Below are 18,903 nucleotides of genomic sequence, written 5' to 3' on the forward strand. Positions count from 1 at the left end.
GAACCAGAAGGTCCGGGGCGCCGCGGGTGAGGGGACGGTCAGAGACCCAGGCGGGCCTTCAGGCCGTCGAGCTCGGTCCAGAGGACGGCCGGCAGGGTGTCGCCGAACTTCTCGAACCACTCGTTGATCTGCGGCAGCTCGGCCGCCCACTCGTCGGTGTCGACCGCGAGCGCCTTGGCGAGCTGCTCGTCGGTGACGTCGAGGCCGTCGGTGTCGATCGACGACGTCGGCGGGACGAGCCCGATCGGCGTCTCGTGGGCCTCGACCTTGCCCTCGACGCGGTCGATGACGTACTTCAGGATGCGGCTGTTCTCGCCGAAGCCGGGCCACAGGAAGCCGCCGTCCTCGTCGCGACGGAACCAGTTGACGTAGAAGATCTTCGGGAACTTCGACTCGTCGTTGTTCTTGGCCATGCTGATCCAGTGGCCGAAGTAGTCACCGGCGTCGTAGCCGATAAACGGCAGCATCGCCATGGGGTCGCGGCGGACGACGCCGACGGCTCCGGTGGCGGCGGCGGTCGTCTCGGACGACAGCGTCGCACCCATGAACGTGCCGTGGGTCCAGTCGCGGGCCTCGGTCACGAGGGGGATCGTCGTCTTGCGGCGGCCGCCGAACAGGATCGCGTCGAGCGGGACGCCGTTGGGGTCGTCGTACTCGTCGGCCAGCGTCGGGCACTGCTTGATCGGGGTGCAGAAGCGGCTGTTGGCGTGGCTCGAGAGCTGGTCGCTCTCAGGCGTCCAGTCGTTGCCCTTCCAGTCGGTCAGGTGGGCCGGCGGCTCGTCGGTCATGCCCTCCCACCACACGTCGCCGTCATCGGTGAGGGCGACGTTGGTGAACACCGAGTTGCCCTGCTCGATCGTGCGCATCGCGTTGGAGTTGGTGTCCCAGCCGGTGCCCGGCGCGACGCCGAACAGGCCGAACTCGGGGTTCACGGCGTACAGGCGGCCGTCGGCACCGACGCGGATCCACGCGATGTCGTCGCCGATCGTCTCGACCTTCCAGCCGGGGATCGTCGGCTCGACCATCGCGAGGTTGGTCTTGCCGCACGCGCTCGGGAAGCCCGCGGCGACGTACTTGACGACGCCCTCGGGGTTCGTCAGCTTGAGGATCAGCATGTGCTCGGCCATCCAGCCCTCGTCGCGGCCCATCACCGAGGCGATGCGCAGCGCGTAGCACTTCTTGCCCAGCAGGGCGTTGCCGCCGTAGCTCGAGCCGTACGACCAGATCGTCCGCTCCTCGGGGAACTGCACGATGTACTTGGTGTCGTTGCACGGCCACGGGACGTCGGTCGCGCCGTCGACCAGGGGTGCGCCGAACGAGTGCAGCGCGGGGACGTAGTCGGCCTCGGTCGCCTCGATCTTGTCGAGCACCTCGCGGCCGATGCGGGCCATGACCGTCATCGACGCGACGACGTAGGCCGAGTCGGTGATCTCGACGCCGAACATCGGGTGGTCGGAGTCGAGATGACCCATCACGAACGGGATGACGTACATCGTGCGGCCCTGCATGCAGCCGTCGTAGAGCCCCCGCATGAGCTCCTTCATCTCGTCGGGAGCCATCCAGTTGTTGGTGGGCCCGGCGTCCTTCTCGTCGACCGAGCAGATGAAGGTGCGGTCCTCGACGCGGGCGACGTCGTTGGGGTCGGACGCGCAGTAGAAGGAGTTGGGCTTCTTCTCGGCGTTGAGGCGCTTGAACGTGCCGGCCTCGACGAGCCTGTCGGTGATGCTGACCCACTCTTCGGGCGTTCCCTCGCACCAGTGGATGTCGGACGGCTGGGTGAGGGCGGCTACCTCGTCGACCCAGCTCTGGAGCTTGGCGTAGGACGACCGGTAGGTGGACTGGACGGTGGTGTCTGCAGACATGTGAACTTTTCCTTCTCGCGCATCGCGGGCCAAGCGCATTGACTCGCACCTCCCGGACCATCGGGGACCGGGACAGCTGATGTGTGACGAAAATCGTCACCGACGGGCGATGACGATTCGTGTCACGTTACGGGCGATCCGTGGGCAGTGGATATGGATGCACGGGTGGAGTTGGTCACATGAGTAGGACTATGTCAGGTGGGTAGGGCGGGACCCCGGACGCGCGAGAGGGAGGCACCGGACGGTGCCTCCCTCTCGTCGTGCGCGTGCGGTCTAGCGGCGGAAGGTGACCCGCACCTTCAGCGAGCCGTCGACGACGCTCGTCGCGCGCACGGTGCGCTCGGACTCGAGCTTGCCGCCGCCGTTCTTGTAGGAGAACGTGCCGACCAGGTCGTCCTGACGCGGCACCGAGCCGAGCGCCTCGATCAGCTGGGTGAGGTTCTTCGGGGGCTCGGCCTCGTCGGCGAGCAGCTCCTTGAGCATGTCCTCGTCGGCGAAGAAGAGCTCCTCGAGGTCGTCGAAGCTGAACGTCTGGTGCCCGGTGAGGACGATCTTGCCCGTGCCGCGCGCGCTCTTGGAGACGCGGTACTTCACGCCGCGCGTGAACGACGGGCGGGCCGTCGAGTCGGAGTCGGCGGCGCTGAGACGTGCCCGCAGGACGATCGTCGAGCCGCGCTTGGCCTTGACGCCGTGGCGACCGACCCAGCGCCACTTGCCCCGCGTGTACTGCTGGGCGCGAGCGGGCTTGACGGCCTTCGAGGTGGGCTGGAACGCCGACGAGACGTCGACGGCCGAGACCGTGACCTTCTCGAAGCCGTTGTCGATGAGCGACTCGACGTCGCTGGCGACGTCGTACGAGACGGTCTCGGCCAGGCTCGACGTCGTCGCGTACCGCTGCGTCCGCTTGAACGTCTTGACGCCGGCCGAGCGGGCCCGCGTGTACCTGATGGTCCACGACATCAGGGCGTCACCGGCGGCGTTCTGGTTGAGCGTCGTGATGGCGTCGCTCGCGACCTGGCTGGCCACGGTGTAGGGCAGGGCGGCCGGGTCGCTGACCGTCGTGCGCGACGTCTTGGGGGCGGCGAGGCGGGGGGCCGTCGACGTCGTGGTGACCTGGGCGACCTGGGTCGGGGCCTGGCCGAGCGTGCCGACGACGCCCTGCAGGCGGTCCTGCGTGACGACGCCCTTGACGCGCCCGATGTTGGCGATCTTGAACGACGGGCTCATGACGCCGTCCTCCTGGATCATCACGGTCTGGGCGCCGTTGAACGTCGCGGTCGACGCGCCGGTGAAGTTGCCCGGGTGACCGAAGGCGTAGACCTGGTCGCCGCACACCGCGGTGACGGTGCCGACCAGGCCCGTCGTGACGGTGCCCGTGCCGGCCGTCACCGCGATGCTGCCACCGGGGACGATCGGGTAGTCGACGTCGCTGCCGCCACCGCCGCCGCCGGCGCGGAAGCCGCCGGCCAGGGCGGGCGACTTCTGCAGCAGGCGCGACTTCTTGGCGATCTTGTTGGCGACCGTCGCGTTGACGCCGCTGACCTGCTTGGTCGGCTCGAGGACGCGGCCCACGCCGAGCGCACCGGGACGGTCGCTGGCGCGCTGGATCGCCGCGGCCTCCCGGGGGGACGCCTTGACGGTGGAGCGGGCGGTGGCCGAGGCGGAGTAGCCCGGCGCCGACAGGTCGTACAGGTACGTCGCGGGGGTGACGCCGGCGCGCGGTGAGAGCGCGGACGTGAACCCGTACGACACGCTGCCCACGAGGTCGCCGGTCGCGTCGTCGTAGATCGGCGAGCCGGAGATGCCGGCCCAGTTGCCGGCCGCGACGCTGCCGTCGGCGTTGGTCAGGCGCGGGCCCTTGAGGTCGAAGACCAGCATGTCGAGGCCGTCGGCGATGCCGTTGTCGATCGTGCCGACGTACGTGCCGGTGAACTGGACGGGCGCGCCGCTGTCGACCGAGGTCAGGCCCGTGACGGACTGGCCGGGGGTCAGGTTCGAGACGGTGCTGCCGTTGTCGACCTTCGTCAGGGGGTAGGCGGGGGCGCACGGCGCGAAGCTGGGCGCAGCCTGGGCCGGGACGGAGGCGACGGCGAGGCCGGCCCCGACCATGGCGACGGTGGACGTGAAGGTGGCCGCGATGCGCAGCCGGCGTGATGCCATGGGGGTGCTCCCGAGAGAAGTGACGAGTCGTGCCGCGTCAGCCTAGGTGAGCGCGGGCTTTCGCATGGTCGATTGCGCACACCCGGGGGCCGATTTTCACCCAGAGCGACGGCAGGCTAGGATTGCCAAGGCCCTTCGGGGTGGTTGCGCCCGTAGCTCAACGGATAGAGCATCTGACTACGGATCAGAAGGTTAGGGGTTCGAATCCCTTCGGGCGCGCAAGAGCAGTGACACCAGGCCCTCGATCCCCACCGGGATCGGGGGCCTTCGTCGTGCAGCGCGTCGAGGGTCAGTGCACGTACGTCACGCGATAGGCCGGGCCGAGCTCGTCCTGGACGCGCACCGCGAGGGCTTCGCCGGTGCGACGCATGTCCTCGTGCTCAGCCTCCGCCGATCGCTCGCGCGCCGGGTGCAGCAGTCGGCCCAGCGAATACTTCGCTCCCACGAGGGTCTGCGTCACCGGGACGCCATCCCATCGATCGTCGGTGACCTCCGGGTCGATCGCCGCGTCCCACCGATCGGCGAATGCCATGAGGTCGGCGCGCAGATCGTCGCTGAGGTCGAGATCGTCGACGTCGTCAGGCCACAGCGGCAGTCCACCGCCGTACTCGTTCATCACACGGATGTGGATCAGGTCGCCTGAGGAATTCGACTCGCCGTTCACGAGGCCAGTCTCCCTGCTGTGGGGGCCACGTTGCTCGTCAGCTTCATCAGTCTTCGACTCTTCTGGTCGTGGACGCACCCATCCGACGAAGGACACCGAGCAGCGAGCGGACGTTCTTGTCAGTGGCGTGCGGAACAATCACGACGAAGCCCACCCCGCGTTGATCGGGGTGGGCTTCGCAGTGGCGCTGGTTGCTCAACGCCACACCATGTCTCCTACCCCGAGGCTCGGTGCTCAATCGTCGGACGTGACGACGAGGGCGTGATTCGAACCTCGTCGACGGGGCATGAAGGCTCCATGACCGAACCCCAGACCATCACGATCGACCACGTCCACGCCCTCCTGCAGCAGCCGTCCGACGATGCCGTCCTCGGCCTCGTCGAGGGCCGGGTCGAGGCGATCGACCCCGACCAGCTGGCCACCGACGACTATCGCGGGGCCCTCGAGGTCATCTCGCGCCGCGACCTGGCCGAGCGTCTCGGGGACGACCCGACCGACGAGGCCCTCGCCGAGCAGGCCGGTGCCCTGACGGCGTCGGTGCAGCAGCTCGGCGGCTGACCCGTTCGGCGTCACCAGACGAACAGCTCGCCGGTCGGCGACCAGGCGCTGACGACGAGCAGCCCGTCACGGGTCAGCACGGCCTGGGTCGCGCGCCAGCGGCCCGTGGTCTCGGCCGCGCACGCGACGTCCGGCGCGAGCGGGGGGACCTCGGGCGTCACGGCCGGCGCATCGGCGTGCCGACCGAGGACGTCGAGCAGATCGGCGCAGTCGACGCCGGAGGCGTCCCAGGCCCGGGCGACGAGGTGGTACTCGACGGTCGGGGTGTACGCCCGCTCCTCCGCCGTCGCCGGCCGGGCCGTCCCGTCGGCGGGGAACGCGTCGACCCACGAGCCGTGGCGTCCGTCGGCGGTCTGGGCGACGGCGAGGAGCGCACCGGCAGGCAGAGTCGTCGCGAGGACGACCCCGCACAGCACCTTCGTCACGATCGGCCGACGCGGCATCAGCAGGGACGACAGCAGCGCCAGCCCGCACGCCGCGAGTGCGATCAACGAGAGCGTGGCGATCCAGCGGCCGGCCTCCTCCGACGACGCGAACCTGACCCAGAACCCGACGGCGCCGAGGACGACGGGCACCACGACCGTCGAGACGGCCACCGCGATCGGAGGGACGGGCTGCCGCCGCGCGAGGGAGATCGCGACCGCGGCGACCGCGGTCGAGACGATCCCGACGGCGACCGCGCCCAGCACCGCCCACGGGCCGTCCGCGCGCGCGAGCACCAGCACGACCAGTGCCGGGACGGCGAAGGACGCGGCCAGGGCGTTCCTGCGTCGACGCGACATGGCCAGACTCTAGGACGGCCCGGGGCCACCGCCACGTCGCGGAGCGCCCGGCTCGAACCGCACCGACGGCACGCCGCCTGGTCCCTCGGCCGTCACGACGGCCCGGACGCGGTAGACGTCCGCGATCAACGTCGGCGTCAGGACGTCCGACGGGGTGCCGGCCGCGACCACCGCACCGTCCTTCAGGACGACGAGGCGGTCGCAGAACATCGCCGCGAGGTTGAGGTCGTGCAGCGCCACGACGGACGTCATCCGCAACCGGCGGACGAGCCCCAGCAGGTCGAGCTGGTGGTGGACGTCGAGGTGGTTGGTCGGCTCGTCGAGCAGCAGCTCCTGAGGCTGCTGCGCGAGGGCCCGTGCGATGTGGACGCGCTGGCGCTCGCCGCCCGACAGGGTGTGCCACGAGCGTCCGGCCATCGACGTCAGCTCGACCCGCTCGAGGGCCTCGGCGACCGCGGCGCGGTCGGCGTCGCTCTCGGGCGACCACGTGCTGCGGTGCGGGATGCGCCCCAGCCTCACGACGTCCGAGACCACGAGGTCGAGCTCGGTCTGCGCGTGCTGCTCGACCACCGCGACACGGCGCGCGACGTCCCGGCGGCGCAGACGTGCGAGGTCGACGCCGTCGAGCAGCACCTGCCCGTCGCTGGGCGCCCGCGTGCCGGCCAGCAGGCGCAGCAGCGACGACTTGCCCGAGCCGTTCGGGCCCAGCAGGCCCACGACGGTGCCGGGCGAGACGTCGAGCGTGACGCCGTCGACGATGCGACGTCCGCCGATCGACCACGTGACGTCGCGCGTCGACAGGCTCATGCGGGACCCCTCCGGCGGTAGAGGATCACCGCGAACGCGGGCACGCCGACCAGGGCCGTGACGACGCCGACCGGCAGCTCCTGCGGGCTGAAGACCGTCCGCGCGACGGTGTCGACCCACACCAGGAAGATCGCCCCGATCAGCGCGGTCGCGGGCAGCAGTAGCCGGTGCCCCGGCCCGACGACGGCGCGGGCGGCGTGCGGCAGCACCAGGCCGACGAAGCCGATCGCGCCGGCGGCGCTCACGAGCGTCGCGGTGATGAGCGCCGTCACGACCAGGAGCACGAGGCGCACCCAGCGCACCGAGATGCCGAGCGACGACGCGGCGTCCTCGCCGAACGCGAACGCGTCGAGCGCCGGCGCGAGCGTGATGCAGACGACCAGCCCGACGAGGCAGACCGCGCCGCACGTCACGACGTCGACCCAGCCCGCACCGCTCAGCGAGCCGAGCAGCCAGAACAGGACGCCCCGGGTCTGCTCGGCGTCGGCCGACGACGTCACGATGAACGACGTCAGCGCCGAGAACAGCTGGGTCGCGGCCACGCCCGCCAGGACGACGCGGTCGGGGGTGCCGCCCGCGCCAGCGGCCAGCAGCAGCACCATCGCGAACGCGACGACCGCGCCGATGAACGCGCCCGTCGACAGCGTGATGATGCCGCCGCCGACGCCGAGGATCACGACCATCACCGCACCCGTCGACGCTCCCGACGAGATGCCCAGCACGAACGGGTCGGCGAGCGGGTTGCGCAGCAGCGACTGCATGATCGCGCCGCAGATCGCCAGGCCGGCCCCGCACACCGCGGCCAGGAGCGTGCGCGGCAGGCGCAGCTCCCACACGATGCCGTCGCGGATGCGCGACACACCGGCGTCGCCGAGCCCCAGGTGCTGGCCGACGACCCCGAACACGTCGCGCACCGACAGGTCGGCGGGGCCGATCGTGATCGCGACGGCGATCGACAGCACCAGCGCGACCAGGCCGGCGGCCCACAGCGCCCACCGGGTCCCGGTGGCCGTCGCGGCGGCCACCGCCCCGTCGCTCAACCCGTCAGCCCGAGGTCGACGAGCGCCTTCGCGAGCTTCTCGGTGCCGTCGACCGTCCGGATCGACGGGTTCATGTCGGCGCCGTTGAGCACGACGTAGCGCTTCTCGCGGACGGCCGTCAGCTGCTTCGTGACGGGGTCGGTCTCGAGGAACCGGATCTTGTCCTCGAGCCGGTCGCCGGTCTGCTGGTCGCGCGCGAGGTCGCCGAGCGCGATGACGTCCGGGTCGCGGTCGAGCACGCTCTCCCAGCTGATCTGCGGCCACTCGACGTCGGTGTCGTCGAAGACGTTCTCGACGCCGACCGTGCGGGACATGACGCCGGGGGAGCCGTTCGCGCCGGCCATGTAGGGCAGCTCCGTGTTGGCGAACCAGTAGGCGATCGAGACGTCCCCGCCGGGCGTCGACCCGGCGGCGTCGGCCATGCGCTGCTTCAGCTCGGCGACCAGGGCCTCGCCGCGCGACGGGACGTCGAAGATCTCCGCGAGCTGCGTGATCTCCTCGTAGATCACGTCCATCTCGAGCGGGTGGTCGCGCGGGCCGTCGCCGCTCGCGTCGGTGCGGCCGTCGCAGTGGGACGGCGCGAGGTACGTCGGGACGCCGAGCCTCGCGTACTGCGCGCGTCGGTCGGGGTCGTCGCCGTCGAGCGCGTAGGCGAACGAGGCGGTGACGAGGTCGGGCTCCTCCTTCAGCACGCGCTCGTACGAGACGGCGTCGTCGCCGAGCCGCGGCACCTCGGCGTTGGCCGCGGCGAGGTTCGGCCGGACGGCGTCGGTCCACGTCGCGGTGCCGACCATGCGGTCCTGCAGGCCCAGCGACAGCAGGATCTCGGTCGAGCCCTGGTTGACCGACACGGCTCTCTCAGGGGCCTTCTCGATCGTGACGTCGACGCCGCAGTTGTCCGTGATCGTCAGCGGGTAGTCGGTCCGGCCCTCGGTGCCGGCGAGGGTCGCCTCGGAGGCGGTTCCCGTCGTCGAGCCCGACCCGCAGGCGGTGAGGAGGGACGTGGTCAGCGCGGCCACGGCGAGCAGGGGGGTACGACGGTGCACAGGGGTGTCCTCTGATCTGAGGCTCGAGCGCGGAGCCTGGTGGATGATCCGGCCGACGTCGTGTCGACCGCGAACCAGCAGGTCTTCGGACTCGGGTTCGTCCGGACGGTGGCGCCTTCCCGGATCTCGCGATCCAGTGGCCGATGCCACCTCCGTCCCCCTCACCGCTGCGCGTCAGCTCCGGATTCGCACCGGATTCCCTGACCCAACGAATGGGTACGACTGGTTCGCCCGCAGCCTAACTGACCGGCTGTCGCGGACGTCCGCGAGTGGTGTGTTCCGGGCTTTCTGGGACGGCGTGTCTGTCCACACCGCAGCACTCGGGACCCGGAACGCACCACTCGCGCTACGTGACCTCGGCTCGCATCAGGACCCGGATGCCGACGGCGAGGGGGAGCGCCAGCCACACGACGGTCGTCACGGCGAGGTGGGCCCACTGCGCCGAGGTCAGGTTGCCGTCGAACAGTGCCGCCTGTGCGTAGTTGACGTCGACCCAGGGCCTCAGGTCGCCGAACCAGTCCTGCGACTGGGCCAGCAGCTCGGTGAGGCCCGACAGCACGAAGGAGTAGACGAAGTAGGCCACGATCGCGCCGGCCGAGTGTCGGATGACGGCGGCCAGCATGAAGCCGATCAGCATCCCGAGGGTCTGTGCCAGACCGATGCTCGCGATGTCGCCGGGCGTCATGTCCCAGACCTGGTCGACGCCGGCGATCGCCGAGCCGATCACCGTCCCGACCGCGCCGATCGCGAAGGCCAGCACGGTCGAGGCGACGGCGATGCCGATCGTGACGGCGGCCTTGGCCCCGATGACGCGGGCGCGGTGCGGCACGAGCGTGAACGTCGTCAGGCCGCTGCGCTGGCTCCACTCGCCCGTCACGAGCAGGATCGCGATCATCGGCAGCAGCACCGTCATCGGGAAGCCGACGGCCCCGGAGAACGTCGAGTACGTCAGCTGGGAGTCGGGGGACCACAGCAGCACCGCGACCGTGGCGAGCAGGCCGACGATGCCGACCGAGGCCAGGAGCCAGAAGCCGGCCCGGGTGTCGACGCTCTTGCGGAGCTCGACCGACACCAGCCGGCCGAACGGGATGGGGGCGGGGACGGGGCGGGGCTCCCGGTCGGCTGCTGCGGGGGACGTGACGGGGGTGGCGATGGTGCTCATGCCGTGGCTCCTTCTCGGACGGTGGTCTCGCGCTGGTCGTCGGCGGTCAGCTCGAGGAACATCTCCTCGAGCCCGGCGCCCTCGGCCGGACGCAGCTCGAGCAGCGGGACGCGCGCCTCGAGGGCGATCGAGCCGACCAGAGCGGGCTCGGCCTCGACCCGCAGGGCGTCCGCCCCGCCGACCGCGGCGCTGGGGGTGCAGGTGACGCCGGACGCCGTCAGGGCCGTGGCGAGCGCGGCGACGTCCGGGGTGCGCACCAGCGTCCCGGCCGACGCCAACAGCTCGGCCTTCGTGCCCTGCGCGACGATGCGGCCGTTGCCGATCACGACCAGGTCGTCGGCGACGACCTCGATCTCGTGCAACAGGTGCGACGACAGCAGCACTGTGGCGCCGAGGTCGGCGTAGCCGCGCAGCAGGTCGCGCATCCAGCGGATGCCGGCCGGGTCGAGGCCGTTGGCCGGCTCGTCGAGGATGAGGACCTCGGGCTCGCCGAGCAGGGCGGTCGCGATGCCGAGCCGCTGGCGCATGCCGAGCGAGTAGTGGCGCACGCGCCGGTCGGCCTCGGCCGGTGTCAGGCTGACCTGCTCGACGAGCTCGGCGACGCGCTCCTTCGGCAGGCCCATCGTGCGCTGGGCGATCGTCAGGATCTCCCGACCGGTCCGCCCGGCGTGCTGGGCCGAGGCGTCGAGCAGCACGCCGACCTCGCGCCCGGGGTTGGGCAGGTCGGCGAAGCGGCGTCCGCAGACCGTGACGTGCCCGGACGTCGGTGGCGTGAGGCCGACCATGACGCGCATCGAGGTCGACTTGCCGGCGCCGTTGGGCCCCAGGAAGCCGGTCACCCGACCGGGTCGAGCAGTGAAGGAGACGTCGTCGACGGCCCGGAAGCCGCCGTACGTCTTGGTGAGGTCGTCGACGGTGATCATGAGGACGACTGTGGCGTCCGGGGGCGTCCGGCCACATCGGGGACGTCACCGATCTCGACCCTGCGGAGCACCCTGACGTCGTCGCCGGGTTTGGCGGTCGTCAGTCGGGGTCGATGCAGCGGACCAGGTCGTAGGCGACGTCGGACTTGTCGATGCCGTCGGCCCAGGCGGTCCATCCCGGATCGGACGGGGGCTGGATGTCGAAGAACGGCTGGGAGTACGTGCCCAGCGGGCCGAGGGGCTGGCCGTCGGCGTCGAGCACGACGTACACGGGGCCCTGGATGCCCTGCAGGTCCGACGGGACGTCGGGGTCCTGCACGTAGACGGAGACGAGCAGGACCATGAGCTCGGCCGCCCCGTACTTGCGCTTCGACTCGGGGATGGGGCCCGTCGCCGCCTTCACGAGCTCGAAGTGGTCGGTGATGCTGTCACCGTCCTGGAAGTTCGTGCGGGCCGTGTCCATGATGTCGTCGACGACGGCCTCGTCGGCGGTCTCGCACGTGCCGCTGCCGTCCGTGGCGCGTGGCTCGTCCGACGACGACCCGCAGGCCGACAGCAGGAGGGCGCTCGCGACGGCGGAGGCGACGAGGAGGCGTGGTCTGGAGGTCATGTCTCGTCCCAGGTCAGGTCGCCGGCGGCGAGGTCGAAGTCCTCGAGCTCGATCGGCTCGAAGGTGTGGTCGAAGGCCATGCACCGGACGACGAGGATCCGGCCGGTGTCGGGGTGGCTCACACCATAGGTCACGACGTCCTGGCTCGCCCCCGCGCCGGTGCGCCGGTCACGCAAGGTGGCGTAGCCGCGCTCGTGGGCGATCGACTGGCCCTCGACCCCCAGCCGGGCACGGAGCCCCTCGAGCGAGGGGTCGCCGCTCGACTCGCGCGGGGGCCAGATGAAGGCGATCGCCGCGGCGCTCCTCGACTGGACGCGCAGCAGCAGCGTCGAGGCGCCGGCCGCCCGCAGCGACTCGAGCCAGGCCTCGCCGCCCGGATGGTCGTCGGGCAGCAGGCCACGCAGGGTCGAGACGGCCTCGGGATCGTCGAGCTCGGCCTTGACCCAGCGCCCCGGCAGGGCGAACCGGACGGAGGGGACCGTGGTCACTTGACCCCCACCTCGTCGAAGTCGAACGAGTCGAGCGCGTGCGAGTCGACGGCGGAGGTCGACGTGCTGCCGACCGTGAGCTGTGCGCCCGAGGCGGGCTGCACGTCGAACTGGTCCTGGGCCGTCGTCAGGATGTCGATGTCGGTGTGGAAGTTCACGATCTGCTCCTCGGACGACCCGGCGCCGCCGGCATCGATGGCCTGGTCGTAGTTGCCCGTGCCCACGCCGGCCGCGTTGAACGTCGTGGCGGGGCTGCCCGTCGCGATGCTCGCGGTGCTCGCCAGCGATCCGCCGAGCGAGTGCCCCGTGTAGCTGATGTCGTACCCCGCGAGGCGCGGGTCGTCGGCGATCTGCCGGGCCAGCTCGATCGCCTGGCGGCCCTGCGAGTTGGGCAGGTTCGCGGCGTTGAGGGCGTCCTCGCGGATGTCGTCGATCTCCTCGGGGTTGGTGCCGCGGTACGAGATCACGACCTCGTGGGTCTCGGGATTGCGGAAGACCGTCGCGGAGAATCCGTCGGTGCCGGGGTACTCGTCGACGACCTCCCAGCCGTCGGGGATGTCCTTCGGCCCGACGCCGTAGGCCAGATCGGCCAGGTCGCGCCGGTCCAGCACGTACTGCCGGTACTCGGGATCCCGGCGCCACCGGCGGAACGCGCCACTGTCGAGCGCGACGTCGTCCTCGACGCGGCGCTCGGCCGGGCCGCCGTACTTGTGGCGCGCCAGGATCACGAGGATCCCGAGCGCCGTGACCCCGAGGTCCGCCAGGAAGTCGATGATCTCGGCGACCGTCTTGCCGACGGAGATCAGGAAGTCGACCGTGGCGTCGAATGCGGTCGCGACGGCGTCGAACACGATGCGGGCCGCGTCGGTGACGAGGTTCGCGACGGACGCGGCGATGTCGCGACCGAGGTCGAGCAGGGCGTTGACGGCGTCGCCGGCGATGCGCAGCGCGTCCGAGATGGCGTCGGCCAGCGTCTCGCCGACCGCCTTGAGCGCGTCGACGGCCCACTGGATCGCACCGCCGACGAAGTCGACGACGGCGTCGACGCCGTCGAGCAGACGGTCGACGCCCCACTCCGCGGCGTTGCCGATCGCGCTGGCGACGCTGGCCGCGCTGTCGACCACGACGTCGTCGTCGAGCACCGGCTCGTAGACCGGGGTGGGGGTGGAGGGGTTCCAGTCGAGCAGCCGCTCGATGAGCTCCTCGGCCATCCAGCCGAGACCGTCCGTGGCGGCGCCCGCGACGGTGCTGAGCGCTCCGCCGATGACCGGTATGTCGTCGACCGAGTCGTCGAGCCGCTCGATCGCCGAGCGGATCTCCGACGCCAGGGTCTGCGCCCGCGACGTGCCGTCGCGCACGTAGGCCCCGAACGCGTCGTCGATCGACTGGTGGGCGCGGCGGGACGCCTGCTCGGCGGTCGACCACTCGGCGCAGTAGCTGCCGATCAGTCGGGCCGCCTCGCGGTGGGTGTCGGAGACGCAGTCGATGGCCACCCGCGCGGCCCCGACGCGCACCGCGAAGCTCTCGGCGGTGAGCCCGACCCAGTCGGCGGAGACCTGCTGCGCGATGCGGTCGAGCTCGATGCCGTCGGCGCGGACCGAGGTGGCGCGCAGGTCGAGGTCGCGCTCGGCCGCGCGCATCGTCGCGAGGTCGCCACCCGGGGTCGGGACCTCCGGCCACTCGCTCACGGCGACTCCGGGGCCGCGCCGGCGAGCTCGACGTCGGTCTGGTCGATCGCGTCGGCGGCGATCCGCACCTCGTCGGCGAACGTCGACAGACCCGTGACGACCCGCGGGTGCGCGCCCTGCAGCGTCGTGAGGAGGTCGCGCAGGGCCGACGCGAGCGCGGGCTGGCCGGCGTCGTCCGCCGCCGAGCGCAGGGACGCCTCGGCAGAGGTCATCGTGGAGCCGAGACGGTCGGCCATGGTCTGCACCTGCTTGCCGCCCCCGCGTACCACGTCAGTATCGACGCGCAGATTCATGCCTGGAGGCTAGCAGCGTCCGGACCGTCCTGGCGGGTAAAGGTGAGAGCCTGCACCGATCCCTCGCGGGACGGTGCAGGCTCTCGTGGGGCCGGACGGATCAGGCGTCGGCCTCGAGGTCGGCCCTGACCCGGCGGTGGGCCTCCCAGATCTCCTCGGGCAGGTCGGTGAACGCCGTCAGGTGCACCTCGCGGTTGGCGATCTCCTGCTGCCACCGCTCGTTGTCGATCGTCAGGATCGTGTCGAGGTCCTCGGGCACGATCTCGAGGCCCTCGAGGTTCAGCTCGTCCTTGGTCGGGATGACGCCGACCGGCGTCTGGCGGCCCGTGACCTCGCCGGCCTTGAGCTGCATGAGCCACAGCAGCGGACGCAGGTTGTCGCGGTAGCCGGGCCACAGGAAGTGCCCGTCCTCGCCCCGCTGGAACCAGTTGACGTGCGCGAACAGCGGCGCCTCGGTGGCCTGGCCGATGATCGTCAGCCAGTGCGCCGCGTAGGCGCCCTCGGGGTACGACATGAACGGACGCATCGACATCGGGTCGTAGCGCAGCTGGCCGTCGACGCCCTCGGCCGCGAACGTGGCCTCGGCGCCCAGCGTGAGGCCGTCGTAGACGCCCTCGGCCAGGTCGGTGATCGCACGGATCAGCGGCTCGCGGTCACGCGTGCGTCCGCCGAAGATGATCGCGTCGATCGGCACGCCGGCCGGCGAGTTGAAGTCGGGCGCCACGTTGGGGACGTTCGACAGCGTCGTGGTGAAGCGGCTGTTGGGGTGCGCCCACGGCGAGTCGTCGCCCTCGGCGCGCTCGGCGATCTTGTCGCCCTTCCAGTCCTCCCAGCCCGTGACGTCTTCCGGCGGGTTCTTGGTCTTGCCCTCCCACCAGACCTCCTGGGTGTCGGGGTTGTAGGCGATGTTCGTGAAGATCGCGCCGGAGCCCGCGTCGATCGAGTGCAGCGCGCCCGGGTTGGTCGCCTCGTTGGTGTCCTTGGCGACGCCGAACACGCCGAACTCGGGGTTCATGCCGTAGAGCTTGCCGTCGTTCTCGTCGACCCAGAGCCACGCGATGTCGTCGCCGTAGAAGTCGACGTAGTAGCGGTCGCCCAGGGCGTCCGGCGCCAGCGTCATCGCGAGGTTGGTCTTGCCCGAGGCGCTCGGGAAGCCGCCGCAGATGTGGTACTTCTTGCCGGTCTGCTTGTCGGTGATGCCCAGCAGCATGAACTGCTCGGACAGGAACTTGCCCGACGCCCAGCCGTCGTACGCCGCCTGGCGCAGGCCGTGGGCGATCTTGCCGAGCAGCGCGTTGCCGCCGTACGACGAGCCGAAGTGCAGGATCGTGCGCTCGTCGGCGACCGTCACGAAGTAGCGGGCGTCGTCGGGCGTGCCGTGACCCAGGTTCTCGAGGTCGCCCGTCACGTGGACCGCGCGCACGAAGCTATTGGGATCGGCGAGCTCGTTGATGTAGTCGATGCCGACCCGCGCCATGCGGATCATGTGCATCACGACGGTGCGCGAGTCGGTCAGCTCGACGCCGGCGGCGAACGCCTCGAGCGGCGAGCCGGGGGGCGCCATCAGGTAGGGGACGACGTACATCGTCTTGCCGGCCGACGCACCCCGCATCTTGCCCTCGAGCAGCGGCTTCATCTCCGACGACGGACGCCAGTTGTTGTAGACGCCGGCGTCGGACGGGTTGCTCGTCGCGACGATCGTCCGCTCCTCCGAGCGGGCCGTGTCCTTGTGGTAGCTGCGGGAGTAGTAGAGCCCCTCGCCCGCGGGGAGCAGCTCGCCCGCGGCGAGTGCCTCCTCGGCCAGACGGGCGTCGTCGGACGCGCTGACGACCTCGACCCGCTCGGCTCCCGTCAGGTCGGCCCAGTACTGCACGTACTCGCGCACGTGGGGGTTGGTCAGTCCTGCCTGGTCCAGTGCTGCCTCAACGTCTGCCATCGCCTGCATGCCTCTCGTCCGGTGAACGCGCCCGCGTGCAGCGCATTTCACCAGAGAGTAGCCGTGGTCGGCGGGGCGTCGCGCGCGCACCATTTGTGCTCCGCGGACAACAAATTGCTTCGCCCGAATGGCGGGCCGGCCGGTGGGTCAGGTGGTCTGGATGCGGCTCTCGGCGTTCGAGCGCAGCGTGTCGGCGAAGTCGGTGTCGTGCTCGACGAGCGTCGCGATGGCGTCCTCGCCCAGGCGCAGCACCCGGATCGGCGTGGCCGCGACCGCCGACGCGTTGCGCAGGCTGTGGTTGACGAGCGCGATCTCGCCGAAGACGTCGCCGGGCCCGAGCTCGGCGATGGTCTGGTTCGCCTTGCGGATCTCGACCGAGCCGGCCAGGACGATGTACGCCGAGTCGGCGGGCGTCGTCTCCATGATGACCGACCAGCCCTGCGGGATGTTGACGGCGTTGCCGACCGTCGCGAGCTGCTTGACGAGGCCCTTGGAGAAGGACGTGTGCTCGGTCAGGGCCGTGACGACCTCGGGGTCGGCCTTCTGCTTGGGTGCCATGACAGCTTCTTTCGGGAGTCGGACGAGCGGTGGTCGGTGCGATCCGCGGGCCCGTGACGTCGGACGGTCGGGTGTCGTTGGTCACACCGTAGCGGCTGGCGTCACTATATTGGCTGCGGCGGGGAACGTGGGCCCTCCACGACGAGAGACGGAGTCACCGTGGCGCGAGCTCACCGACGGGGCAGCGACTGGCTGCTGGGCTCGCCCGACCAGCCGAGCGGACGGCTGCGGATCCGCATCCAGGTGCTGCTCACGACCCTGCTGGTCGGCACCAACGTCATCGGTGCCGTCATCGTCGTGGCGATCGCCTTCCTCGTGACGCCCGGCGGCGGACCCAATGCCGGCTACCTCAAGGCCATGGCGATCGCGGTCCCCGTCTACGTCGGCGTCGCGGTCGTCATCGGTGCCAGCGCCGTCACGGTCAGCGCCCTGCGGGCCCTGCGGTGGTCGATCGAGGACCAGGAGCCGACGGTCGACGAGCGCCGGACGGCCCTGCGGCTGCCCTGGCGCATGACCATGATCCAGCTCGCGCTGTGGATGGGCGGGGTCGCGACGTTCACGATCCTCGCGATCATCCTGCAGCCCGAGGCCGTGCTGGGCGTCGTGTTCGCGGTCGGCATCGCGGGGCTCGTGGTGTGCGCGATCGCCTACCTGTTCACCGAGTTCGCCCTGCGCCCGATCGCCGCGCGGGCCCTGCAGGGGCGCGCGTCGGTCGACGAGCTGGGCTTCGGGGTGCAGCGTCGCATGCTGGTGTTCTGGGGGCTCGGCACGGCGGCGCCCGTGCTGGGCCTGGTCGTCGCGGCGATCGCGGCGATCTCGCGCGACGACACGAGCGTCGTGCGGCTCGCGTCGACCGCCCTGGGCCTGGCGGCGGTCGTCCTGCTGTTCGGCCTGCTCGTCACGGTGCTGACGGCGCGGGCCGTGGTGTCGCCGATCAGCGACGTGCAGGAGGCCCTCGAGCGGGTCAAGGAGGGCGATCTCGACGTCGAGGTGCGGGTCGACGACGGCACCGAGCTGGGCCTGCTGCAGTCGGGGTTCAACGAGATGGTCGTGGGGCTGCGCGAGCGCGAGCAGATCCGCGACCTGTTCGGCCGGCACGTCGGTCAGGCCGTCGCGAAGGCGGCGACCGACGGCAACGTCGAGCTGGGCGGCGAGACGCGCACCGTCTCGGTGCTGATGATCGACCTGATCGGCTCGACGACGTACGCCGCGACGCGGTCGCCGGCCGAGGTCGTCGAGATGCTCAACCGGTTCTTCGCCGTGATCGTCGAGGAGGTCGACGGGCACGGCGGCCTGGTCAACAAGTTCATGGGCGACGCGGTCCTCGCGATCTTCGGGGCGCCCGCCGACCTCGACGACCACGCCGGGGCGGCGCTGGCGACGTCGCGGCGCATCGCCGAGCGGCTGGCCGACGAGGTGCCCGAGATCGGCGCCGGCATCGGCGTCTCGACGGGACAGGCCGTGGCGGGCAACGTGGGGCACCGCTCGCGGTTCGAGTACACCGTGATCGGCGACGCGGTCAACGCCGCGGCGCGCCTCACCGAGCTGGCCAAGGACGTCGACGGCCGCATCCTGGTCGCGACGGCGAGCGTCGCGGCGTCGTCGGCCGACGAGCAGACGTGCTGGACGCCTCATGGCTCGCCCGTCCTGCGGGGCCGCACCGACCCCACGCCCGCCTCGCAGCTGGCCCGCCTCAGCTGAGGGGTGCGACGGCGCCCATCGCCTCGTCGAGCAGTGCCGCCAGCGACGTCCCGGCGTCCTCGGCCCACGCGACCTGCGCCGCCTCGAGGCACGCGACGGCGCTGGCCGCGACCGCGACGGCCCGCACGTCGCGGGGGGCGTCGGCGCCGCCCGGCAGGCGCACGGCCACGAGCGGGGCGAGGCGCTCGACCCACAGGCGGCGCCGCGTCTCGGCCGTGGCACGCAGGGCGGGCTCGGCCCGGAGCATGAGCTGCAGGGGGCGTGACTTCCGGTGGTGCTCCTCCTGCAGCGCGACGGACGCCGAGAACGCGGCCCGCAGCGCCGGCCACGCGCCCTCGCCGGCCGGACGCTGCTCGAGCGCCGTCGCGATCGCGTTGCCCGACTCGACGAGCCGCTCGAGCACGAGCTCGTCCTTGCCCGCGAAGTAGCGGAAGAACGTGCGGCGCGACATGCCCGCGGCATCGGCGATCTGGTCGACCGTCGTGGCCTCGTAGCCGTGCGCCGCGAACAGCGTCCAGGCGTGCTTCGCGACCTCGTCGCGGATCGCCTCGCGGGCGTGGTCGCGCAGCGTCATGTCGGGGCCCATGCCGGCATCCTACCGGCGTGTGTCACCAGGAGGCGAAGT

18 protein-coding genes, 1 tRNA gene and 1 riboswitch are annotated in these 18,903 nt (G+C 71.3%); of the genes, 3 read left to right on the forward strand and 16 right to left on the reverse strand.

What is annotated here, in order from left to right:
- Positions 1–38 precede the first annotated feature (38 nt).
- Entirely contained in the window at positions 39–1,862 is a 1,824-nt protein-coding gene (locus ASD10_RS03370) for a phosphoenolpyruvate carboxykinase (GTP) (RefSeq protein WP_056604645.1), read from the reverse strand.
- Between the two features lie 273 nt (positions 1,863–2,135).
- Positions 2,136–4,022: a hypothetical protein gene (locus tag ASD10_RS03375; RefSeq protein ID WP_056604648.1), complete on the reverse strand. Its 1,887-nt coding sequence runs from the start codon at positions 4,020–4,022 to the stop codon at positions 2,136–2,138.
- 146 nt (positions 4,023–4,168) lie between these two features.
- Here ASD10_RS03375 and ASD10_RS03380 point away from each other — a divergent pair.
- Positions 4,169–4,241: transfer RNA gene (locus tag ASD10_RS03380), tRNA-Arg, on the forward strand.
- A 70-nt stretch (positions 4,242–4,311) separates the two neighbouring features.
- On the opposite strand, the gene ASD10_RS03385 is transcribed toward ASD10_RS03380, so the two are convergent.
- Positions 4,312–4,686 carry a hypothetical protein gene (locus tag ASD10_RS03385; RefSeq protein ID WP_056604650.1) on the reverse strand — a complete coding sequence of 125 codons (375 nt, stop codon included), beginning with the start codon at positions 4,684–4,686 and terminating at the stop codon, positions 4,312–4,314.
- A 297-nt stretch (positions 4,687–4,983) separates the two neighbouring features.
- On the opposite strand from ASD10_RS03385, the gene ASD10_RS03390 reads away from it, so the two are divergent.
- Positions 4,984–5,244 (forward strand): hypothetical protein, encoded by a 261-nt coding sequence (locus tag ASD10_RS03390; RefSeq protein ID WP_056604652.1) that lies wholly within the window; start codon positions 4,984–4,986, stop codon positions 5,242–5,244.
- A gap of 11 nt (positions 5,245–5,255) precedes the next feature.
- On the opposite strand, the gene ASD10_RS03395 is transcribed toward ASD10_RS03390, so the two are convergent.
- The 12 genes from ASD10_RS03395 to ASD10_RS03450 form a co-directional block, all read right to left on the reverse strand.
- A complete protein-coding gene (locus ASD10_RS03395) occupies positions 5,256–6,026 on the reverse strand; it encodes a hypothetical protein (protein ID WP_056604656.1) in 771 nt (256 codons plus the stop codon).
- A 9-nt stretch (positions 6,027–6,035) separates the two neighbouring features.
- Positions 6,036–6,833, reverse strand: a complete 798-nt coding sequence (locus ASD10_RS03400; protein ID WP_056604659.1) for an ABC transporter ATP-binding protein — start codon at positions 6,831–6,833, stop codon at positions 6,036–6,038.
- Complete coding sequence (locus tag ASD10_RS03405) at positions 6,830–7,873, reverse strand: iron ABC transporter permease (RefSeq protein ID WP_235501747.1); 1,044 nt, start codon at positions 7,871–7,873, stop codon at positions 6,830–6,832. The genes ASD10_RS03400 and ASD10_RS03405 overlap by 4 nt, the downstream gene beginning before the upstream one ends.
- On the reverse strand, positions 7,870–8,919 hold the full coding sequence (locus tag ASD10_RS03410; RefSeq protein ID WP_056604666.1) for an ABC transporter substrate-binding protein: 1,050 nt from the start codon (positions 8,917–8,919) through the stop codon (positions 7,870–7,872). The genes ASD10_RS03405 and ASD10_RS03410 overlap by 4 nt, the downstream gene beginning before the upstream one ends.
- Positions 8,920–8,977: 58 nt before the next feature.
- Positions 8,978–9,161: riboswitch (cobalamin riboswitch) on the reverse strand.
- A gap of 104 nt (positions 9,162–9,265) precedes the next feature.
- Positions 9,266–10,081, reverse strand: a complete 816-nt coding sequence (locus ASD10_RS03415) for an ABC transporter permease (RefSeq protein ID WP_056604669.1) — start codon at positions 10,079–10,081, stop codon at positions 9,266–9,268.
- Positions 10,078–11,004, reverse strand: coding sequence for an ABC transporter ATP-binding protein (locus ASD10_RS03420; RefSeq protein ID WP_056604671.1), 927 nt, complete (start codon positions 11,002–11,004; stop codon positions 10,078–10,080). Before ASD10_RS03420 ends, ASD10_RS03415 begins: the two co-directional genes overlap by 4 nt.
- Positions 11,005–11,104: 100 nt before the next feature.
- A complete protein-coding gene (locus tag ASD10_RS03425) occupies positions 11,105–11,614 on the reverse strand; it encodes a fimbrillin family protein (RefSeq protein ID WP_056604674.1) in 510 nt (169 codons plus the stop codon).
- Complete coding sequence (locus tag ASD10_RS03430) at positions 11,611–12,102, reverse strand: hypothetical protein (RefSeq protein ID WP_056604677.1); 492 nt, start codon at positions 12,100–12,102, stop codon at positions 11,611–11,613. Before ASD10_RS03430 ends, ASD10_RS03425 begins: the two co-directional genes overlap by 4 nt.
- Complete coding sequence (locus tag ASD10_RS18630) at positions 12,099–13,790, reverse strand: Mbeg1-like protein (protein WP_056604680.1); 1,692 nt, start codon at positions 13,788–13,790, stop codon at positions 12,099–12,101. The genes ASD10_RS03430 and ASD10_RS18630 overlap by 4 nt, the downstream gene beginning before the upstream one ends.
- Entirely contained in the window at positions 13,787–14,083 is a 297-nt protein-coding gene (locus ASD10_RS03440; protein WP_082555998.1) for a type VII secretion target, read from the reverse strand. The genes ASD10_RS18630 and ASD10_RS03440 overlap by 4 nt, the downstream gene beginning before the upstream one ends.
- A gap of 100 nt (positions 14,084–14,183) precedes the next feature.
- Complete coding sequence (locus tag ASD10_RS03445) at positions 14,184–16,019, reverse strand: phosphoenolpyruvate carboxykinase (GTP) (RefSeq protein WP_056609830.1); 1,836 nt, start codon at positions 16,017–16,019, stop codon at positions 14,184–14,186.
- Positions 16,020–16,166: 147 nt separating this feature from the next.
- Positions 16,167–16,577 carry a cyclic nucleotide-binding domain-containing protein gene (locus ASD10_RS03450; protein WP_056604687.1) on the reverse strand — a complete coding sequence of 137 codons (411 nt, stop codon included), beginning with the start codon at positions 16,575–16,577 and terminating at the stop codon, positions 16,167–16,169.
- 159 nt (positions 16,578–16,736) lie between these two features.
- Here ASD10_RS03450 and ASD10_RS03455 point away from each other — a divergent pair, with 159 nt between their 5' ends.
- The gene (locus ASD10_RS03455; RefSeq protein ID WP_056604690.1) at positions 16,737–18,278 is read left to right on the forward strand and encodes an adenylate/guanylate cyclase domain-containing protein; all 1,542 of its coding nucleotides are present in this window, start codon (positions 16,737–16,739) and stop codon (positions 18,276–18,278) included.
- Here ASD10_RS03455 and ASD10_RS03460 read toward each other — a convergent pair.
- A complete protein-coding gene (locus ASD10_RS03460) occupies positions 18,271–18,864 on the reverse strand; it encodes a TetR family transcriptional regulator (RefSeq protein WP_056604693.1) in 594 nt (197 codons plus the stop codon). The genes ASD10_RS03455 and ASD10_RS03460 overlap by 8 nt on opposite strands.
- Between the last annotated feature and the right edge of the window lie 39 nt (positions 18,865–18,903).

Origin of the sequence: Aeromicrobium sp. Root472D3, from assembly GCF_001426485.1 — a bacterium.
Lineage (GTDB): Bacteria > Actinomycetota > Actinomycetes > Propionibacteriales > Nocardioidaceae > Aeromicrobium.